17 protein-coding genes are annotated in these 17,806 nt (G+C 68.9%); 12 read left to right on the top strand and 5 right to left on the bottom strand.

The annotated features are described in order from the left end of the window. From ACWELJ_RS16465 to ACWELJ_RS16450, 4 genes are all read left to right on the top strand, one after another. A partial coding sequence (locus ACWELJ_RS16465; RefSeq protein ID WP_452366977.1) for an ATP-binding cassette domain-containing protein occupies positions 1-402 on the top strand: 402 nt, incomplete at its 5' end. Next, positions 399-1,394 carry an ABC transporter substrate-binding protein gene (locus tag ACWELJ_RS16460; protein WP_452366976.1) on the top strand — a complete coding sequence of 332 codons (996 nt, stop codon included), beginning with the start codon at positions 399-401 and terminating at the stop codon, positions 1,392-1,394. The genes ACWELJ_RS16465 and ACWELJ_RS16460, both read left to right, overlap by 4 nt. A 10-nt stretch (positions 1,395-1,404) precedes the next feature. Next, positions 1,405-2,550 (top strand): LLM class flavin-dependent oxidoreductase, encoded by a 1,146-nt coding sequence (locus tag ACWELJ_RS16455; RefSeq protein WP_452366975.1) that lies wholly within the window; start codon positions 1,405-1,407, stop codon positions 2,548-2,550. Between the two features lie 127 nt (positions 2,551-2,677). Next, complete coding sequence (locus tag ACWELJ_RS16450; RefSeq protein ID WP_452366974.1) at positions 2,678-4,357, top strand: bifunctional metallophosphatase/5'-nucleotidase; 1,680 nt, start codon at positions 2,678-2,680, stop codon at positions 4,355-4,357. A gap of 10 nt (positions 4,358-4,367) precedes the next feature. Here ACWELJ_RS16450 and ACWELJ_RS16445 read toward each other — a convergent pair whose 3' ends face one another. Next, positions 4,368-5,135 carry a glucose 1-dehydrogenase gene (locus ACWELJ_RS16445; protein ID WP_452366973.1) on the bottom strand — a complete coding sequence of 256 codons (768 nt, stop codon included), beginning with the start codon at positions 5,133-5,135 and terminating at the stop codon, positions 4,368-4,370. Between the two features lie 407 nt (positions 5,136-5,542). Here ACWELJ_RS16445 and ACWELJ_RS16440 point away from each other — a divergent pair, with 407 nt between their 5' ends. The 4 genes from ACWELJ_RS16440 to ACWELJ_RS16425 all read left to right on the top strand — a co-directional run bounded on the left by ACWELJ_RS16440 (position 5,543) and on the right by ACWELJ_RS16425 (position 8,721). Further along, positions 5,543-6,169 (top strand): HD domain-containing protein, encoded by a 627-nt coding sequence (locus ACWELJ_RS16440; RefSeq protein WP_452366972.1) that lies wholly within the window; start codon positions 5,543-5,545, stop codon positions 6,167-6,169. Between the two features lie 117 nt (positions 6,170-6,286). Continuing rightward, complete coding sequence (locus tag ACWELJ_RS16435; RefSeq protein WP_452366971.1) at positions 6,287-7,195, top strand: LysR family transcriptional regulator; 909 nt, start codon at positions 6,287-6,289, stop codon at positions 7,193-7,195. A gap of 226 nt (positions 7,196-7,421) precedes the next feature. After that, entirely contained in the window at positions 7,422-7,697 is a 276-nt protein-coding gene (locus ACWELJ_RS16430; protein ID WP_379346014.1) for a hypothetical protein, read from the top strand. 298 nt (positions 7,698-7,995) lie between these two features. Beyond that, positions 7,996-8,721, top strand: a complete 726-nt coding sequence (locus ACWELJ_RS16425; RefSeq protein WP_452366970.1) for a hypothetical protein — start codon at positions 7,996-7,998, stop codon at positions 8,719-8,721. A gap of 61 nt (positions 8,722-8,782) precedes the next feature. Here the strand turns inward: ACWELJ_RS16425 and ACWELJ_RS16420 are convergent, their stop codons facing one another. Next, positions 8,783-9,148, bottom strand: a complete 366-nt coding sequence (locus ACWELJ_RS16420) for a hypothetical protein (protein ID WP_452366969.1) — start codon at positions 9,146-9,148, stop codon at positions 8,783-8,785. A 387-nt stretch (positions 9,149-9,535) separates the two neighbouring features. Between ACWELJ_RS16420 and ACWELJ_RS16415 the strand changes: the two genes are divergently transcribed. Continuing rightward, a complete protein-coding gene (locus ACWELJ_RS16415) occupies positions 9,536-10,609 on the top strand; it encodes a glycoside hydrolase family 43 protein (RefSeq protein ID WP_452366968.1) in 1,074 nt (357 codons plus the stop codon). Here the strand turns inward: ACWELJ_RS16415 and ACWELJ_RS16410 are convergent. From ACWELJ_RS16410 to ACWELJ_RS16400, 3 genes are all read right to left on the bottom strand, one after another. Continuing rightward, on the bottom strand, positions 10,606-11,520 hold the full coding sequence (locus ACWELJ_RS16410) for a D-alanyl-D-alanine carboxypeptidase family protein (RefSeq protein ID WP_452366967.1): 915 nt from the start codon (positions 11,518-11,520) through the stop codon (positions 10,606-10,608). The two genes, ACWELJ_RS16415 and ACWELJ_RS16410, sit on opposite strands and share 4 nt — an antisense overlap. A 72-nt stretch (positions 11,521-11,592) precedes the next feature. Next, entirely contained in the window at positions 11,593-12,315 is a 723-nt protein-coding gene (locus ACWELJ_RS16405) for an IclR family transcriptional regulator (RefSeq protein WP_452366966.1), read from the bottom strand. A 3-nt stretch (positions 12,316-12,318) separates the two neighbouring features. Beyond that, positions 12,319-13,773 (bottom strand): APC family permease, encoded by a 1,455-nt coding sequence (locus tag ACWELJ_RS16400; RefSeq protein ID WP_452366965.1) that lies wholly within the window; start codon positions 13,771-13,773, stop codon positions 12,319-12,321. 250 nt (positions 13,774-14,023) lie between these two features. Here ACWELJ_RS16400 and ACWELJ_RS16395 point away from each other — a divergent pair, with 250 nt between their 5' ends. Genes ACWELJ_RS16395 through ACWELJ_RS16385 form a run of 3 tightly spaced genes read left to right on the top strand, consistent with a single transcriptional unit; the run spans position 14,024 to position 17,773 of the window. Continuing rightward, positions 14,024-15,433 (top strand): ethanolamine ammonia-lyase subunit EutB, encoded by a 1,410-nt coding sequence (locus ACWELJ_RS16395; protein ID WP_452366964.1) that lies wholly within the window; start codon positions 14,024-14,026, stop codon positions 15,431-15,433. Further along, positions 15,430-16,242 (top strand): ethanolamine ammonia-lyase subunit EutC, encoded by an 813-nt coding sequence (eutC, locus tag ACWELJ_RS16390; RefSeq protein ID WP_452366963.1) that lies wholly within the window; start codon positions 15,430-15,432, stop codon positions 16,240-16,242. The genes ACWELJ_RS16395 and eutC overlap by 4 nt, the downstream gene beginning before the upstream one ends. 16 nt (positions 16,243-16,258) lie before the next feature. Beyond that, positions 16,259-17,773: an APC family permease gene (locus ACWELJ_RS16385; RefSeq protein ID WP_452366962.1), complete on the top strand. Its 1,515-nt coding sequence runs from the start codon at positions 16,259-16,261 to the stop codon at positions 17,771-17,773. Positions 17,774-17,806: the final 33 nt, after the last annotated feature.

Below are 17,806 nucleotides of genomic sequence, written 5' to 3'. Positions count from 1 at the left end.
GCCGAGGTCGGCCTGGCCGAGCGCGGCGGGGCCTGGCCGCTGACCCTCTCCGGCGGCGAGGCCCAGCGCGCGTCGCTGGCCCGAGCCCTGGTCCGGGAACCGGATCTGCTGCTGCTCGACGAACCCTTCAGCGCCCTGGACGCCCTGACCCGCATCACGATTCACGGCCTGGTGCTGGACCTGTGGGCCCGGCACCGGCCCGGGGTCCTGCTGGTCACCCACGACGTGGACGAGGCGCTGCTGCTGGCCGACCGCGCCCTGGTGCTCGACGGCGGGCGTATCGGCCGCGAGCTGCCCATCGACCTGCCGCGCCCCCGGCGGCGCGACCATCCCGAATTCCAGGCTCTGCGAGCGGCTCTGCTCGCCGAGCTGGGCGTCACCCCGGAAGGAACCACCGAATGAAGACCAAGCGCCTGTTCGCCGCCCTGGCGGTCGCCGCGACCCTCGCGGGCGCGGCGTGCTCCTCGGGCAATGACGACACCAAGGGCGTGAACGCGGACGGTTCGGTGGATCTGTCCCAGGTGACCCTGCACGTCGGTGACCAGAAGGGCCTGGCGCTGCAAGCCCAGCTCGAGGTGTCGGGAGAGATCAAGAACCTGCCGTACAAGATCGAATGGTCCACCTTCACGGCCGGTCCGCCGCTGCTCGAGGGCATCAACTCGGGGTCGGTCGACTTCGGCGGGGTCGGGGACGCGCCGCCGGTGTTCGCCGCGGCCGCCAAATCCCAGATCAAGATCGTCGGATCCTACGACTCCGGCGTCGCCGGCAACGCCGTGATCGTGCCCAAGGATTCGGCCATCAAGGACCCGAAGGACCTGCGCGGCAAGAAGATCGCGGTCACCAAGGGCAGTTCCGCGCACTACCACCTGCTGTCGGTGCTGACCAAGAACGGGCTCAGCTTCAGCGATATCGAGCCGCAGTACCTGCAGCCCGCCGACGCGCTCGCCGCCCTGTCCACCGGTCGCGTCGACGCCTGGACGGTCTGGGATCCCTATGCCGCGCAGGCCGAGGTCGGCGGCGCCCGCGTGCTGGTCGACGGCACCGGCTACGTGAAGCCGGACAGCTTCTTCGTCACCGGCTCGAAGACGTTGGACAACAAGGCGAATGCCGCCGCGGTGCGGGATCTGCTGGAACGGCTGCGGCGCGCGCACGTGTGGATCACCGGGCACCGTGAGGAGTGGGCCAAGCAGTCCTCCGGGATCACCGGCGTGCCCTACGACGTCACCCTGCTGGCCGTGAATCGCGCCAACTACCAGGACCATCCGCTCGATGAGGCGACGATCGCCGCGGAACAGCAGGTGGCGGACGGCTTCGCCGACGCCAAGCTGATCCCCGGCAAGGTCCGGATCGCCGACTTCATCGACACCCGTTTCAACGACCGATTCACCTCCTAGGAGTCCCCGCATGAGCTTGTCGTTCCATTGGTTCCTGCCCACCTCCGGCGACTCCCGCGGCCTGGTGGTCGGCGGGCACGGCACCCCCATGTCCGGGGACCGCCCCGCCTCGCTGCACTACCTGAACCAGATCGCCGCGGCCGCCGAGAGCAACGGCTTCGAGGCCGTGCTCACCCCCACCGGCTCCTGGTGCGAGGACGCGTGGCTGACCACCGCCATGTTGGTCGAGACCACCGAGACGCTGAAGTTCCTGGTCGCGCTGCGGCCCGGCCTGATGAGCCCGACCCTGGCCGCGCAGATGGCGGGCACCTTCCAACGGCATTCGGCCGGACGGCTGTTCATCAATGTGGTGACCGGCGGCGAACCGCGCGAGCAGGCCGCCTACGGCGACTTCGCCGACAAGGAATCGCGCTACGCGCGGACCGGCGAGTTCCTGGATGTGGTGCGGTCGCTGTGGAATTCGCACGAACCGGTCACTTTCCAGGGTGAGCACATTCGGGTCGAGAACGCGCTGCTGAGCAATCGGCCCGACCCGGTGCCGCCGATCTTCTTCGGTGGCTCCTCGGGCCCGGCCGGACCGGTCGCGGCCCGTTACGCCGACACCTACCTGACCTGGGGCGAACCGGTCCTCGCGGTGAGCCGCAAACTGGACTGGATCCGCGGGCTGGCCGTCGACGCGGGCCGCAAGCTCGACTACGGGCTGCGCATCCACGTCATCACCCGCGACACCTCCGAGGAGGCGTGGGCGGTGGCCGACAAGCTGCTCGCGGGCATCGACCCCGCCGATATCGAACGCGTCCAGGCCGCCCTGGCGCAGAGCGAATCCGAGGGGCAGCGCCGCATGTCGGAACTGCACAACGGCAGCACCGACCGGCTCGAGATCGCCCCCAACCTGTGGGCGGGCGTCGGCCTGGTCCGCGGCGGCGCGGGCACCGCGCTGGTCGGCTCGCACGAAGAGGTGGCCGAGCGGCTCGTCGAATACGCCAAGGCGGGCATCTCCCACTTCGTGCTCTCCGGCTACCCGCACCTGGAGGAGGCGTACTGGTTCGGTGAGGGCGTACTGCCGATTCTGGAGCGAAAGGGCCTGTGGCGGCACCCGATCCGGCGTCCGGCCGCGCCCGCCGCCACCCCGTTCGCGAGCGCGTCCAGCAGCTAGCGGTCCACCTCGACGGCCACCCACCCGTCCGGGCGGGCGGCCGTCGGAATGCGGGGCCCGGGGGGTGACGGCGGAATTCACCCGGCCGTCGTGCGGGCGTCGACGGCGTCTGACACAGTCGGTGACCATGAGCGGTCGGCGTGTTCTCGGTGTGTGCGCGGCGGTGCTGAGCCTGGTCCTGGTGGCGGGGTGCGGGGGAGCGGATCAGACCGCGCCCGCGACTCCGAGTGCCGTGCCCCTGGTCTCGACCTCGGATCTGCCGCGCGCGAAGCCCGGTGAGGTGCATCTGTTCGGCCTCAACGACCTGCACGGCAACCTGCAGCCGCCGGACGGGTCCAACGGCAAGGTGGGCGCGTATCCGGCCGGGGGAGCGGTGTACCTGGCCGCGCATCTGGCTCGGTTGAAGGCGGCCTATCCCGACAGCGCGGTCCTGGCGTCCGGGGACGATGTCGGGGCGAGCCCGCTGATCTCGGCGCTGTTCCACGATGAGCCGACCATCGAGTTCCTCAACTCGGTCGGCGTCGCGGCCTCCTCGGTCGGGAATCACGAATTCGACCATGGTGTCGTCGAATTGCGCCGGCTACAGCAGGGCGGCTGCGCGCTGGACGGGTGCGGTCCGGGCGAGCCGTTCACCGGCGCCAAGTTCGCGTACCTGGCCGCCAATGTCACCGACGCCGACGGCCAACCGCCCCAGGGGCTGAAGCCGTGGACCATGCTCGAACTGGGCGGGCACAAGATCGGCGTGGTCGGCGTGGTCACCCCTGACACCGCGAACATCGTGATGCCCGAAGGCATCCGCGGCTATCGCTTCGGCGACGAGGCCGACGCCATCGACAAGTACGTGCCGGCGATGCGGGCCGCGGGCGCGGAAACCGTGGTGGCGCTGCTGCACGACGGCGGGACGCAGCAGACCCAGGGCCGTCCCCTGGACTACAACGGCTGCGACGGCATCTCGGCGGGCGTGAAAACCTTGGCGCACAAGACCGATGCCGCCGTCTCGGTCATGCTCACCGCGCACAGTCACCAGGCCTACAACTGCACCCTCGACGGTAAGGTGGTCACTCAGGCCGCCTCCTTCGGCCGCCTCGTCACCGATGTGACGCTGCGCTTCCATGACGGCACGGTGGAGGCCTCGGCCGTCAACCGGGTCGTCACCCGTGACATCGCCCCCGACGCCGCCACCGCGAAACTGGTGGATTTCTTCGCCGCGCAATCCGAACCGCGCGCCGAACGCGTCATCGGCACGGCCGCCGCGCCCCTGCCCGCCGAACCCGCGCCCGCCGGGGACTCCCCGCTCGGCGACGTCATCGCCGACTCCATGCTCGACGCCATGGCCTCGGTGCGGGCGGTGGCCGCGTTCATGAACCCCGGCGGCGTCCGCGCGGGGCTGTCCGGCGGGAACATCACCTACGCGCAGGCGTACACGGTGCAGCCCTTCGGCAATCAGGTGGTGGCCGTGACGCTGACCGGGCAGCAGATCCTGAATCTGCTGGAACAGCAGTGGGACAATGTGAGCAAGCCCGGCGTGCTGTCGGTCGCGGGCATCACCTACTCGTACTCCGACGCCGCGCCCAAGGGGCACAAGGTGATCGAGGGCAGCGTCCGGGTGGCGGGGGAGCCGTTGAACCCGGTCGCGGTCTACCGGGTGTCGACCACCAGCTTCCTCGCCGCCGGCGGCGACGGCTTCTCGGTATTCACGCAGAACAGTGAAACGCTGGTCGGGCCCATCGACCTCGACGCCCTGGAGGCGTATCTGCGGGCCCGCGGCGCCGTCGCCCCGCCGGGCGGCCGGATCGAGAAGCGCTGACCTTCCGAAGTTATTGGCCCATCACGTATTTCACGGTCGGCCCGGCCGTCCAGCCGCCGTCCACGGCCAGTTCCGCGCCGGTGACGTAGGAGGCCGCGTCCGAGAGCAGGAAGACGATGGCCGCGGCGATCTCGTCGGCCTCACCGACCCGGCCCATCGGGGTATTGGGATAGCCGCCCTCGCCCTGCTGGATGCCGACCTGCGCGGTCATCGGGGTGTAGGTCATGCCGGGGTGCACCGAGTTCACCCGAATCCGGTCGACGCCGTTCTCGATGGCGGCCACCTTGGACATGCCGCGCACCGCCCACTTGGACGCGCCGTAGCTGCCGGTGAGCGCCAGACCCATGAGCCCGGCCGCGGAGGAGATATTGACGATCGACCCGCCGCCCGCCTCCTTGAGCGCCGGGATGAAGGTCCGCATGCCGAGGAACACTCCGACCAGGTTGATATCGATGACCTTGCGGAAATGCTCGACCGACTCGTTCGCCAGCAGCTCGCCGGTGGAGATTCCCGCATTGTTGACCAGGCCGTTCACGGTCCCGCCGAAGGCATCGCGGGCGGCGGCCAGCGCGGCCACCCAATCGGGCTCGGAGGTGACGTCGAGGTGCTGGTAGACGGCCTGCGCGCCGAGCTCGGCGGCCAGCGCCTTGCCGTCGTCGTCGAGCACATCCCCGATCACCACGTTCGCCCCGGCCGCGACCGCCTGCCGCGCGGCCTCGGCGCCGATGCCGCGGGCCGCGCCGGTGATCAGGATCGTCTTACCGGACAGGTCGTGCATGGGAGGCTCCTTCCAGAGGATCCGGCGCGCAGGCACGGTGACCCGCTCGCCGGTCACACACAGTTGGTTTGCTGAATATTGTCCAATGCGTTCCGGATTCACCCGGAGCCACACCCGAATCCATATTGTGGATATGTCAACCAATCCAACCTGGGTGCCACGACGAGTATTCCCCGGTTGCGCCGCCTCGGTCGAGGTGGGACGAAGCGGCCGTGTCGTAGTTCGGGCAGGCCGCGTATCGCATGTCGGATGGGCGGCTGTGTCGCAGCGATGGGTGAGCGGCTCTGTCGGAGCGTCGGGCGAAGTCGTGGGTGGCAGTGTTCAGGTGAGCTCGCGCATCACAGTGTCGGGATAGTTGCCGGGCCGCCGCGGTGGCGAGCCCGGCCCGCACGTCATAGGGTGCGGGCGTGAACCGCGCGCCCGCCGCCCTGGCAGCCGAGGTAGGCCCCGCCGCCGAGGTCGACGACGTCGCCCGGTCTGCCGCAGTCGCCTCGGTCGTGTCCGTCGCCGACCTCATGGCCCTGCTCGCCGACTGTCACGACGCCTGGGACATGCCCGATCGCAGCGGCGACCCGGTCGACATCCTCGACCACGATCGGCAGTGCGCCGAGCTGCTGAGGCGCGACTTTCCCGCCGATGCGGAACTCCAGATCGCCGGGCTGGTGCACGACATCGGGCACAAGCTGGTGCCCGGCGATGACGCCCGCCACGGGGAACATGGCGCCGCGGCAGTCCGCGGCCTGCTGGGTGATCGCGTCGCGCGACTGGTCGAGTTGCATGTCGTGGCGAAAAGGTATCTGGCAGCGACGGATTCGGCGCACGCCGCGGCCTTGTCGGAGTCGAGTCAGCGCACCTTGGTCGCGCAGGGCGGCCCGATGACCGCCGCCGAGATCGCCACCTTCGAGCGTGAGCCCGATTTCGCGGCGGCCATCGCGCTGCGCCGCGCGGATGACGCGGGCAAGGTCGTCGGACTGGTCGTCCAGCCGCTCGAGTCCTGGCTCCCCGTCATCGAGCGGGTGGCCACCACCTGCTGACGCGTCCGGCCGTGCGCGTGCTCGCCATGGCCGCCCACCTCGCGGTGCGCGAACCGGTGCCCGGTGGCCTCTCTCGGGCTGTCGAGTGGCGGTGAGGTCTGTGCATAGACTCGATCTATGCCGTTGTCGCCGCGTGTCCCGGATCTGTCCGCGCTCGACCTGTTGCTCTCGGTGATCGAGCTGGGCAGTCTCGGGCGGGCGGCCAAAGCGCACGGGATCAGCCAGCCGTCGGCCAGCTCGCGGATCCGGTACCTCGAGCAGCTGGTCGGCGTTGCGGTGCTGGAGCGGACCACGCTCGGTTCCCGGCCCACCGCGGCCGGGGCGCTGATCGCGGAATGGGCCCGGGACGTGGTGGACGCGGCCGCGCGTCTCGACGCCGGGATCGACAGCCTGCGCGCGCAGCGGGATTCGCGGCTGCGGGTGGCGGCCAGTCAGACCGTGGCCGAGTACCTGTTCCCCAAATGGCTGATGGGCCTGCGGGCGCGGATGCCGGACACCTCCATCGCCCTGGAATCGGGCAATTCGGCCGAGGTCGCCAAGGCGGTGCTCGACGGCCGGGCCGGCATCGGATTCGTCGAGAGCCCGCGACTGCCCCGTGAGCTGGAAAGTCGGGTGGTGGCGACGGATCGGCTGGTCGTGGTGGTCGCGCCCGGCCATCCGTGGGCGCGGCGGCCGGAGATCGACGCCGCCGAGCTGGCCCGCACCCCGCTCATCTACCGCGAGCCCGGCTCGGGCACCCGGAACTCGTTCGAGCGGGCCATGACCGCGGGTGTTCCCGGGTGGCGGCCGGAGATCGCACTGGAGTTGTCCTCCACCACCGCCATCAAGACCGCGGTCGCCGACGGGCTCGCGCCCGCGGTGCTCAGTTCGCTGGCGGTCGCGACCGAACTGGCCGAGGGCATTCTGGTATCGCCCGGAGTGCGGGGTCTGGATTTGGAGCGGCAGTTGCGGGCGGTGTGGCCGATCGGCCAGAAGCCGACCGGTCCGGCGCGTGACTTGTATGTCATTGCGGGCCGACCGATCTGAGGCATTCAGGGGAGTTTCCCTGTCACTTCCGGGAGTTTTGTCCGAAGTGTTGACAGAGTGACACCGATCACCCTAATGTTCCGGCGCAGGTGAACCGGATTTCCGGATGGCCATGTCTGCCTGCACATTCAAACTTTCTTTACAATGGCTTCGCTGAATTCGCAGCGCGAAGACACAAGTGCGCCAACGGCTCCCGCGCGTGTTACCAAAGGGTTATGGTCACGGAATGGTGCGAACCGCCGCCGCTGCCGCAGACCCGGATGAGCCTGTCATTCCGGCCACTGCTTCGCGGCCAAAGCTAGAGGTTGTTCCCGAAACGCCCGACCCCGAAGCGCCACAGCCCCACTCCTTCGGCGCACACGTCCTGAGCGCGGCCGATATCGAGCGACTCCCGTCCTCGGCCCGCCACCGCATCGCGGCCTTCATCCACCTGCAGGTGGCGACCCTGGAGGAGTGGCCCGAGCCGGTCCTGCCCCCGATTCCGGAGCTCGACGAGCTCTGACGGAAACCGGCCGGTCGCGGAAGGTCCGCACCGGCCGCTGTACGGGCCGTTCGACGGCCTGTCCGGTCCGGCTACCGATGGCCCGACCGTGCCGTGTTCATCTCCCGGACACTTTGAATCCATTCAGGTGAACAACGGAATACCTTGGCGCACAACGGGACATCCCGATTGTGTAACGAGTCACTTATGGCAAATATGCATTGCCGCTGCGCTGAGAACCGACTTAGAGTCTGCTTGTCAGTAACTGATCCTGCGATGAGTTCTTTTTCCGCGGGCATACTCCATCGAGGTAAATCACATGCGCAAGAGCGGAATCGCGGCTGCCACCGCATTGGTGGCCACCGTCACGGCAATCACCGCAGGCACGGCAAATGCCCAGCCTGAAACGGGTGATGTCGGTGCCATTCACTACACGGCATCGGCCACCGACCGGTCGGGGACCATTTCCACCGATATCGGGTCGATGGATGTCGAGAACGGCGTCTTCAAGATCAAGGCACCCGATGGCAAGGTGGTAGCCGGAACCGAACTGAATTTCCGGGTGGATGATTTCGTGTTCCCGATCGCGGCCGAAATCCGGGACCGCACAGTCACTCTGACGCCGCAATTCGATCTGGGCCACGCGGCGTATCACCCCGTCGCGCTGCCGTTCGAGGACACCGCGCCCTGGAAGACCCCCTACGACCGCGAGCAGGCGGCGTGGAACCGCATGAAGGACACCATCTCCATGGGCGCCACCATCGGCACCCTGGTCGGCGGCATCGGCGGTGCGGCCGTGGGCTGCGCCCTGGGCGGCATCGCCGTCGGCGGCGGCGCCACGCTGGCCACCGGCATCATCGGCGGCCTGTTCAGCTTCCTGCCGGGCGCGGTCGTGGGCTGCCTGGCGGGCGCCGCGGCCATGGGCGCCCTCGGCGCCGTCGGCGGCCTGATCCTGGTGACCGCGCCGGTGGCGATCGCCGCCGCGATCCAGTACTTCACCACCATCAACCAGCCGTTCACCCCGGCTCCGTCGCCCGCGAAGTAGTCGGTCGTCCGCGAAGTGGTCGCGGAACCCGAGGCCCGTGGAGTCGTGGCCGGTCAGCCGGTCACGACTCGATGGCTTCGCCTTCGCCCCTGCGAACCTGCCACGAGCTGAGCTTGCGCCCGCGCCATTCGCCCCGGACCAAGGGGTTGTGGCCGTGGCGCCCGATCTTCTGCTCCCGTTTGAATTCACGGAAGTATTCCATCCGGATCCACAGCAGGCCCGAAACGATAAGCACCGCAGCGGCAATCGCGCCGATTATGGTCCAGCCGTAGAACTTGGACGCGGCCGCCACGATCGTCATCCCGAGCGCCGCGATGCCGAGCAGGCACATAATCAGCGCCGGCCCTTCCCGCGGATCCTCGATAGCGTCGCCGGGATGCGGATGCCAGTGTTCGCCGTTGGTTTCGACCGCCGTCACCCTGACCATGTCCCTACCTCCCTCGAGCAGCGAAAATTCCTGTCTTCCCTCCAGAATGCACCTGCCGCCGGGGCTACGCGAGCGCAATTTCCGGAAAACTCCAACTCCGCGCCGGAGCCAATTGTCAGCCCCCTTTTCCGGTAAATGAAAGCGGCCGCCCTCTACCCCCGCAAGGCCGCCGCCAAGGAGGCCGGCGTCCCCCGTCACCGGCTCCGGCTCCCACGGCCTCGTCGTCAGCGGCCCCCTCGGCGCCTTCGCCGACCCCGACGGCTTCGCCTGGGCCGCCGCCTGATGCCGGCGAATCGCGGTGCGGTGCTGGGGTTTCGCGGGTGTTGATTGAACTGGGGACCGGCGGCGTCGAAACTTGACTCTCGACTGTCGCTGGAGGTGAGGCTGGTGGGTTGGCGGAGAGCGCTCGGGCTGGTGAGCATCCTGACCGTGGGATTCGGAACCGTGGTCGCCGGGGTGGGAACGGCCGAGGAGCGCGGTTCCGGACCGCATAGCGAGGAATTCGCCAACCCGGTGGTCGCCGCGGGAGCCGACCCCAGCATGGCCTACTTCCAAGGCCGGTTCTATCTGGTGCAGGGGGACTTCTACAACGACGACAACATCGTGATCCGGGCCTCGGACACGCTCGGCGGACTCGGGAAGAGCGAGCCGGCGGTGGTGTGGGAGCACGGGGCATGCCCGGGGGAGGCGTGCACGAAGATCTGGGCGCCGGAGTTGCAGCACATCGGGGATCGGTGGTGGATCTATTTCGCGGGGCAGGAGGACGACCGCAACGAGACGCACCGGATGTACGCGCTGCGGTCGGTGGGCGATGACCCGGCCGGGCCCTACGAGTACCTCGGCAAGCTGAATCTGCCCGGGGGATGGGCGATCGACGGCACCTATCTGCGATACCAGAATGCCGGGTACTACTTGTGGTCGTGTCTGCGCGACCCCGAAGACACACGGGTGCAGGACATCTGCGCGGTCCGGATGTCGGACCCGATGACGCCGGTCGGGGAGCGGGTCAGTATCGCGACGCCGACCGCGGAGTGGGAGACCGTGCCCAACGACGCCGATCTGAAGATCAATGAGGCGCCGGAGCCGCTGATCGGCCCCGACGGCCGATTGTTCGTAACCTTCTCCGCCAACGCCAGTTTCGACGACACCTATCGGATCGGCCTGCTCGAACTGGCGAAGGGCGGCGACCCCATGAACCCCGCGGCCTGGACCAAATCGGGCGGCCCGCTGCTGCCGGGCGGCCCCGGTGCGATCGCGCCCGGCCACAACGGATTCCTCACCATCGACGGCCACCCCTGGATCACCTACCACGCCCGCCTGGAACCCGGCACCGGCTGGGAGGGTCGCAGCGTGCGCGTGCAGCCCATGTACTTCGGCCCCGACGGCCGCCCCCGCTTCGGCATGGCCTTCGGTCCCGACGCCCCGATCGTGATCGAGGGCCGGGACCCGGCCCAGCGCTAGCTGCCCGGAAAGATCGACGTGATCGGCCGGTAAGCCCAGTTCAGCATGCGTGAGGCGTCATCCTTGGCGGCCGCCCCGCTCCACGCCGAGCTGTGCAGCACCACGCCGATCATCGGAATCCCCGCCCGCACCGTCTCGAACAACAGACAGGCGCCGGCCGCATCGGTCGACCCGGTCTTGATCCCGATCGCGCCCGGATACTCCTTCAACAGCTGATTCGTGGTCTCCCACACGTGATCCCGATTCCCCGCCGCCGCGGGCACATGATAGCTCCGCGTCCCCGCGACCTCCCGGAACACCGGGTGCCCCATGGCCCGCAGCCCGAGCGCGATCAGATCGGCCGGTGTCGAGAACGTCGAGCCGTCCTCGGGCACCGGCAACCCGCTCGGGTCGGCGAAATACGTTGCCCCCAAACCCATCTGCCGAGCCGTATCGTTCATCCTGCCGAGAAACACATCCTGACCCGGCCCGTAGGCCTCGGCGAGCGTGTACGCCGCATCGCAGCCCGACGGCAGCATCAGCGCGTACAACAACTGCCGCGTACTGAGCACCTCTCCCGCGCCCAGCCCCGCGGTACTCCCGTCATTCCGTGCGCAGTACGAAATCGCCTCGGCGGGAACGGTGACGGCCCGATCCAAACTGTTCGCATTGATCACCACCATCGCCGTCATCACCTTCGCGATACTGGCGATCGGCACCGGCGTATTGGCTTCCCGGGACCACAACAAGGTCCCGGTGAACCCATCCGCCAGCGCGGCCCCCTGGGCCTGCACCCCGTCCGGCTCACCACTGAGGAAGGGCAACTGAATCTGCGGTGCGGCAGCGGCGGGCACGGCCTGCACGCCCTGACCGGCGCCGACCACCACCGCTCCCACAACCACAGCTTGCAACACTCGGGCAAATGTCTGCATGGGCACACATTGTGCACCGCACCCTTGTCGACCAGCGGTATTTCAGGGCCGGAGAGCGTGCCGCAGCAACCGTCAGAACAGCAGCGATTCCAGTTGTGCGGCACAGTTGCGCGCGGACTCGTCGAAACCGGTCATGGCGTCCAGGCGGCTGGTGGAACCCGCCAGGCAGAGCGCGGCCTCGGGGGTGCCGGATTCGCTGTGGATGGGGTAGGCGAAGCAGGTCAGACCCGGTAGCAGTTCGTCGACCGCGCGGGCGTGGCCGGTGGCCCGGATGGCGGCGATGTCCGCGGCGAGGGCCGCCGGGGTGACCCGGGTGTTCGCGGTCAGGCGGATCGGGGCGGGAACCAGTGCGGGCCAATCGGTTCGGGTGGACAGCAGCAGTTTCCCCGCGGCGGAGGCGTGCAGGCATCGGGTCAGCTCGCGTTCGGCCGGGACCGGATGGTCGGGGTCCTGGTTGATCACCTGGACGGTGCTCACGCCGAAGCCGATCACATTCACCGCGAAACGGGTGGACGCGCGGAATTCGGCGAGGCACTGGCGCGCGGCCCGGGAGACGGTCGGCGTGTTCAAGGCGGTCGCCAGCCCGCGCAGCCGCGCACCGAGACCGAAACCGCGCAGATCCGCCGTCCGGATCAGATATTCATCGGCGACCAGAGAATTGAGCAGCCGATACGCCGTCGCGGGCGGGAGACCGAGGCGTTGCGCGATTTCCTTGGCGGTGATTCCCACCCCGCCTTCCGCCACGATCTCGATAATCGCGATGGTATTGGTGACCGACGTGCCGCGTGTGTTCATGGGCTACCGGAACAATGAGGTCAGCAACAGATCGTCGCGTTGCGGTTCATCGAATATCCCGACACCTCGCAGCCGGTCCGGCGCGAATCGGCGCAGCGCGACCGCGAACGCGACGCCCGCCGCCATCACCGCGACGTACACCGCCACCACCGCGACATTGCCCGGCTGCCCCGAGAACGCGGCCGTGACCAGCAACAGCCCGATCAGCGTCGCGGCGGCGCCGCCGAGTATCGCCAGCGCCCGGCTCGGTTCCCCGATGCGCCGCAGCAGCATCGGACCGGCCAGGCAGGCCAGGAGATAGGACCCCAGGTAACCGAAGGCGCTGAGGGTGAGGAACGAACGGATGGCGTCCTGCGGCGCCACGCCCGCCCACAGCACCGCGATCGCGCATCCGGTCACCACGGTCATGGACGCGGCGATGGCCGCGGCCGGGGTGTGGAAACGCGGATGCGCGCGCCCGGCCGCCCGCGGCGCGATGCCCTCCCGGCCCATCGTGAACAGCACCCGCACCAGGGCATTGATCGAGGCCACGGTGCAGGCGAAGAACGAGGCGGCGACGCCGAGATCCAGGGCGACCGCGAGCAGCCGCGAATCATGGTGCAGGAGTAGATCGGACAAGGGGGTGCCGCCGGCCGTGGGATCCGCCGACAGGGCGACCGCCTCGGCGCCCACGGCGAGCAAGTAGATGACGCCCGCCGCCAGCGGAGTCCACAGCACGGTTCTCGGCACCGAGCGGAACGGGCGGAAGGACTCGGCGGACAAGGTGGTCGCGCTCTCGAAGCCGACGAACGCGCTGATCGCCACCACCGCGCTCATGGCGAGGTCGCCGGTGTCGCCGTGCCAGGACATGGCCTGGACCGGATCGAGGCCGTGCCGTTCGGCGACGAGCAGGTAGCCCAGGGCCGTCAGCATCGCCACCACCGAAACGCATTCGATGAGCAGGGTGGCGACCGCCGACGGCCGGATGCCGCGGGTCATCAGCACCGTCGCGGCGCCCGCCGCCGCGACCGACAGCAGCATCGTCACCGGGACCGGGACGTCGATCCCGGCCAGCATGGCGACGCGCCCCAGATAGGTGCCGACCGCGACCAATCCCGCCACGCTCACCGCGGCGTACCCGACGATCGCCGACCAGCCGACCGGGATCGCGCAGGTCGGCCCCACACTCTTGGCGGCGTAGGTGTACAGCCCGCCGGTGACCGCGATCCGCTGCGCCATCGGCCGCACGATCAGGGCCACGCACCAGGTCAGCACCGCGGCACCGAGGAAGGCCAGCACGCTCGGCCCGCCACCGACCGCGGCGATCACGAACGGTGGGGTGACCGCGGCCGTCCCGGCGGGCGCGATGGCCGCCACCGATTGCGCGAACACCGGGGCGAAGGCGAGCCGCCGCCGCCGGAGCCCGCTGATCGACGACCGCTCGACCACCAGCGGTGGCGTCGGCGTGGGTACGGTCACACGGAAACAGCCTTTCTCCTGCCGCCGCGGACCGGGCCTCGTCCGCGAAAGAGCCTCAGAGTAGCCAGGTGCTTGTGGCGACGCTGTTACGTTCGGTTACTTCCGCATTTCCGCGGGTGAGAAATTTCTCCGCCGGAATTCTCATAGCCGGTTATCCGGGAACGGCGCTGCCGTAACAGAACCCGATTAGCGTCTGCCGCCATCGGAATTCAACGGCTTCCGAGCCGGGCGTGAGAGGACGTTTCCCGCAATGACTTACCGTCAGCGAATCGGCGGACGGACCTATGTGTTCGGGAGCCTGATCGAGGTTCTGGCGAAGGCCGGTCCGGCCCGGTCCGGAGACGAATTGGCCGGGTGCGCAGCGGAATCGGATGCCGAGCGCGCCGCCGCCCAATGGGTGCTCGCCGATATTCCGCTGGCGGTGTTCCTGAACGAGCCCGTGGTGCCCTATGAGACCGACGAGGTCACCCGGCTCATCATCGACACCCACGATCGAGCGGCGTTCGGCAGCGTCGCACATATGACCGTCGGTGAATTCCGGGATTGGCTGCTCACCGAAGTAGCCGCCGGGACAGCCGAATTCACGATTCCGGCGCTCGCGCCGGGCATCACCCCGGAGATGGCGGCCGCGGTGTCGAAGCTCATGCGCAACCAGGACCTGATCACCGTCTCGCGGGTGCTGTCGCCGCAGGCGGCGTTCCGCACCACCATCGGCGTGCCGGGCCGGTTGGCGACCCGGTTGCAGCCGAACCATCCCACCGACGATCCGCGCGGCATCGCGGCGGGCATCCTGGACGGCCTGCTGCTCGGCTGCGGCGACGCCGTGGTCGGCATCAATCCCGCCTCCGACGATCCGGTCGCGATCGCCCGGCTCCTGCACCTGCTCGACGACGTCCGGCTGCGCTTCGACATCCCCATGCAGTCCTGCGTCCTCACCCACGCGACGACGACGCTGGAGCTGATCGAGCAGGGGGTGCCGGTCGATCTGGTGTTCCAGTCCATCGCCGGTACGCAGGCGGCCAATACCGGTTTCGGGATCACCCTGGACCTGCTGGCGGAAACCGCCGCGGCGGCAGGCGAATCGGGTCGCGGCACGGTCGGTCACAACGTCATGTACTTCGAGACAGGCCAGGGCGCCGCCTTGTCGGCGGACGCGCACCGCGGTGTCGGCGGGCAGGCGGTCGATCAGCAGACCCTGGAGGCCCGGGCCTACGGCGTGGCGCGGGCCTTCGATCCACTGCTGGTCAATACCGTCGTCGGATTCATCGGCCCGGAATACCTCTACAACGGCAAGCAGATCACCCGTGCGGGCCTGGAGGACAACTTCTGCGGCAAACTGCTCGGCCTGCCGATGGGGGTCGACGTCTGCTACACCAACCACGCCGAGGCCGACGGCGACGACATGGACCTGCTCGCGACCGCGCTGGCGGTGGCCGGAACCGCGTTCATGATCACCGTGCCCGGCTCCGACGACACCATGCTCGGCTACCAGAGTCTGTCCTTCCATGACGCGCTGTACCTGCGCCGCGTCTGCGGGCTGCGACCCGCACCCGAATTCGAGGCGTGGCTGCGGCGGATGGACCTGGCCGACGACCACGGCCGCGTGCTGCCCGCCGGCCCGGCCGGATCTCCCCTGCGCGCGCTGGCGGCGAACCGATGAACCGGCCCATCGACGCGACGCGAGCCGCGCAACCCGGCGACGGCATCGACCCCTGGGAGCGGATGCGCGCGCACACCTTGGCCCGGATCGGATTGCGCCGGGCCGGTGACACCCTCGCCACTCCGGAAGTGCTGGCGCTCAAAGCGTCCCACGCGCTCGCCCGGGACGCGGTGCGGACGCCGCTGGATGTGACCGCCGTCCACACCGCCCTGACCGAGCTGGAACTGGGCGCCCCCGTGCACGTGACCAGCGCCGCGGCCGATCGCGACCAGTATCTGCGCCGCCCCGACCTGGGGCGGATTCCGTCCGGCCCGCTCGAATTAGGTTCCACCGGAGCGGATCTGGCGCTGGTGGTGTGTGACGGACTGTCCGCCACCGCGGTCGCCGAGCATGCCGCGGGGTTGTGCGCCGCGCTGTCCGAGGCGTTCGCGCCGGACTATTCCCTGGCGCCGCCGGTGATCGCCACGCAGGCCCGGGTGGCGCTGGGCGACCACATCGGCCGAAGCCTCGGCGTGCGAGCGGTCTTGGTGGTGATCGGGGAGCGGCCCGGCCTGTCGGTCACCGACAGCCTGGGCATCTACCTGACCTACGCGCCACGGCCCGGCCGCGCCGACTCCGAGCGCAACTGCGTCTCCAATATCCGTCCGCCGCACGGACAGAGCTACACCGACGCCGCCGCCGTGGCCCGCGACCTGATCGATCAGATGTTCCGCGCCGAGCGCTCCGGCGTCTCGATCAAACCCCGAGCCTCCTCCACTCCGCTGCCGAGTCGGCCACTCGGCATCCCATCCGATAGCGAAATTGCTTAGTAGAGAGAGTATTTCGATGACACAACAGATAACCCGCGCGGCCGGAGCGGCCGCGCCCGAGTCGGAGGCCACCGTCCACCGGCTCAAGCCCAACGCCATCGGACTGCTCGGCGTGGTGTTCATGGCCATCGCCACCGCCGCACCGATCACCGCCATGACCGGCAACGTGCCGTTCATGATCTCGGCCGGCACCGGCAAGGGGACGCCCGCGGCCTTCCTGATCGCCATGGTCGTACTGGCCGTGTTCTCGGTGGGCTTCACCACCATGAGCAAGCACATCACCGCCACCGGCGCGTTCTACGGTTTCATCTCCTATGGCCTGGGCCGCACGATCGGACTGGCCTCGGGCTTGCTGGCGGCCTTCGCCTACATGGTGTTCGAGCCGTCGCTGATCGGGATCTTCGCCAGCTTCGGCACCAATACCGTGCTCGCGCAGTTCGATACGCACATTCCGTGGTGGGTGTTCGCGATCGCGATGCTGGCGATCAACGCCGTCGGCACCTGGTTCGGCGTCGCCGTGGCCGAGAAGCTGCTGGTGGTCCTGCTTTTCACCGAGATCACCGTGCTCGCGGTGATGGCGGTCTCGGTGGCGATTCACGGTGGCGGGCCGCACGGATTCTCGCTGGCGCCGCTCAACCCGGTCAACGCGTTCACCGGGCCCTCGGCCGGATTGGGTCTGTTCTTCGCGTTCTGGTCCTGGGTCGGGTTCGAATCGACCGCCATGTACGGCGAGGAGTCCAAGAACCCCAAGAAGATCATCCCCAAGGCCACCATGATCGCCGTCCTCGGCGTCGGCGTGTTCTATGTGCTGGTGTCGTGGATGGCCATGTCCGGCAACGGCATCGGCGAATCGATGGATCTGGCCGGGTCGGACAACCCGATGGATGTGTTCTTCCACCCGACCAACACCTATGTCGGCCACTGGGCGGTCACCGCGATGCAATGGCTGATGATGACCGGTTCCCTGGCCTGCGGCATGGCCTTCCACAACTGCGCCGCCCGCTACCTCTACGCCCTGGGCCGCGAGGGCGTCCTGCCCGTGCTGCAGCGCACCCTCGGCCGCACTCACCCCGAGCACGGTTCGCCGCACATCGCCGGTCTGGTCCAGACGATCATCGCCGGACTGCTGGTCGCGGGCTTCGGCATCGCCGGCAAGGACCCCTACACCGGCACCTACACCCTGCTCGCGATCCTGGGCACCATGGCGATCCTGGTCGTGCAGTCGCTGTGCTCGTTCGCGGTGCTGGTCTACTTCCGCAACCACCACCCCGAGACCAGGCACTGGTTCAAGACCCTGGTCGCACCGCTGACCGGCGGCCTCGCGATGCTGGGCGTGGTGGCGTTGCTGGTGGTCAATATGGGCACCGCCGCGGGCGCGGAATCCGGATCACTGGTGTTGAAGGCGACGCCGTGGCTGGTCGGCCTCGTCGGTGCGGCCGGAATCGGCTATGCGCTCTACCTGAAGCTGCGTGACCCCGCCCGCTACGCGCTGCTCGGCAGGACCGTGCTGGAAGAAGCCCACGAACGCTGAAGACGCCCAGCCATGATCGTGGCACGGCCGCCC

Source organism: Nocardia sp. NPDC004582, assembly GCF_053602115.1.
This window is presented reverse-complemented; position numbering and strand designations above follow the sequence as displayed.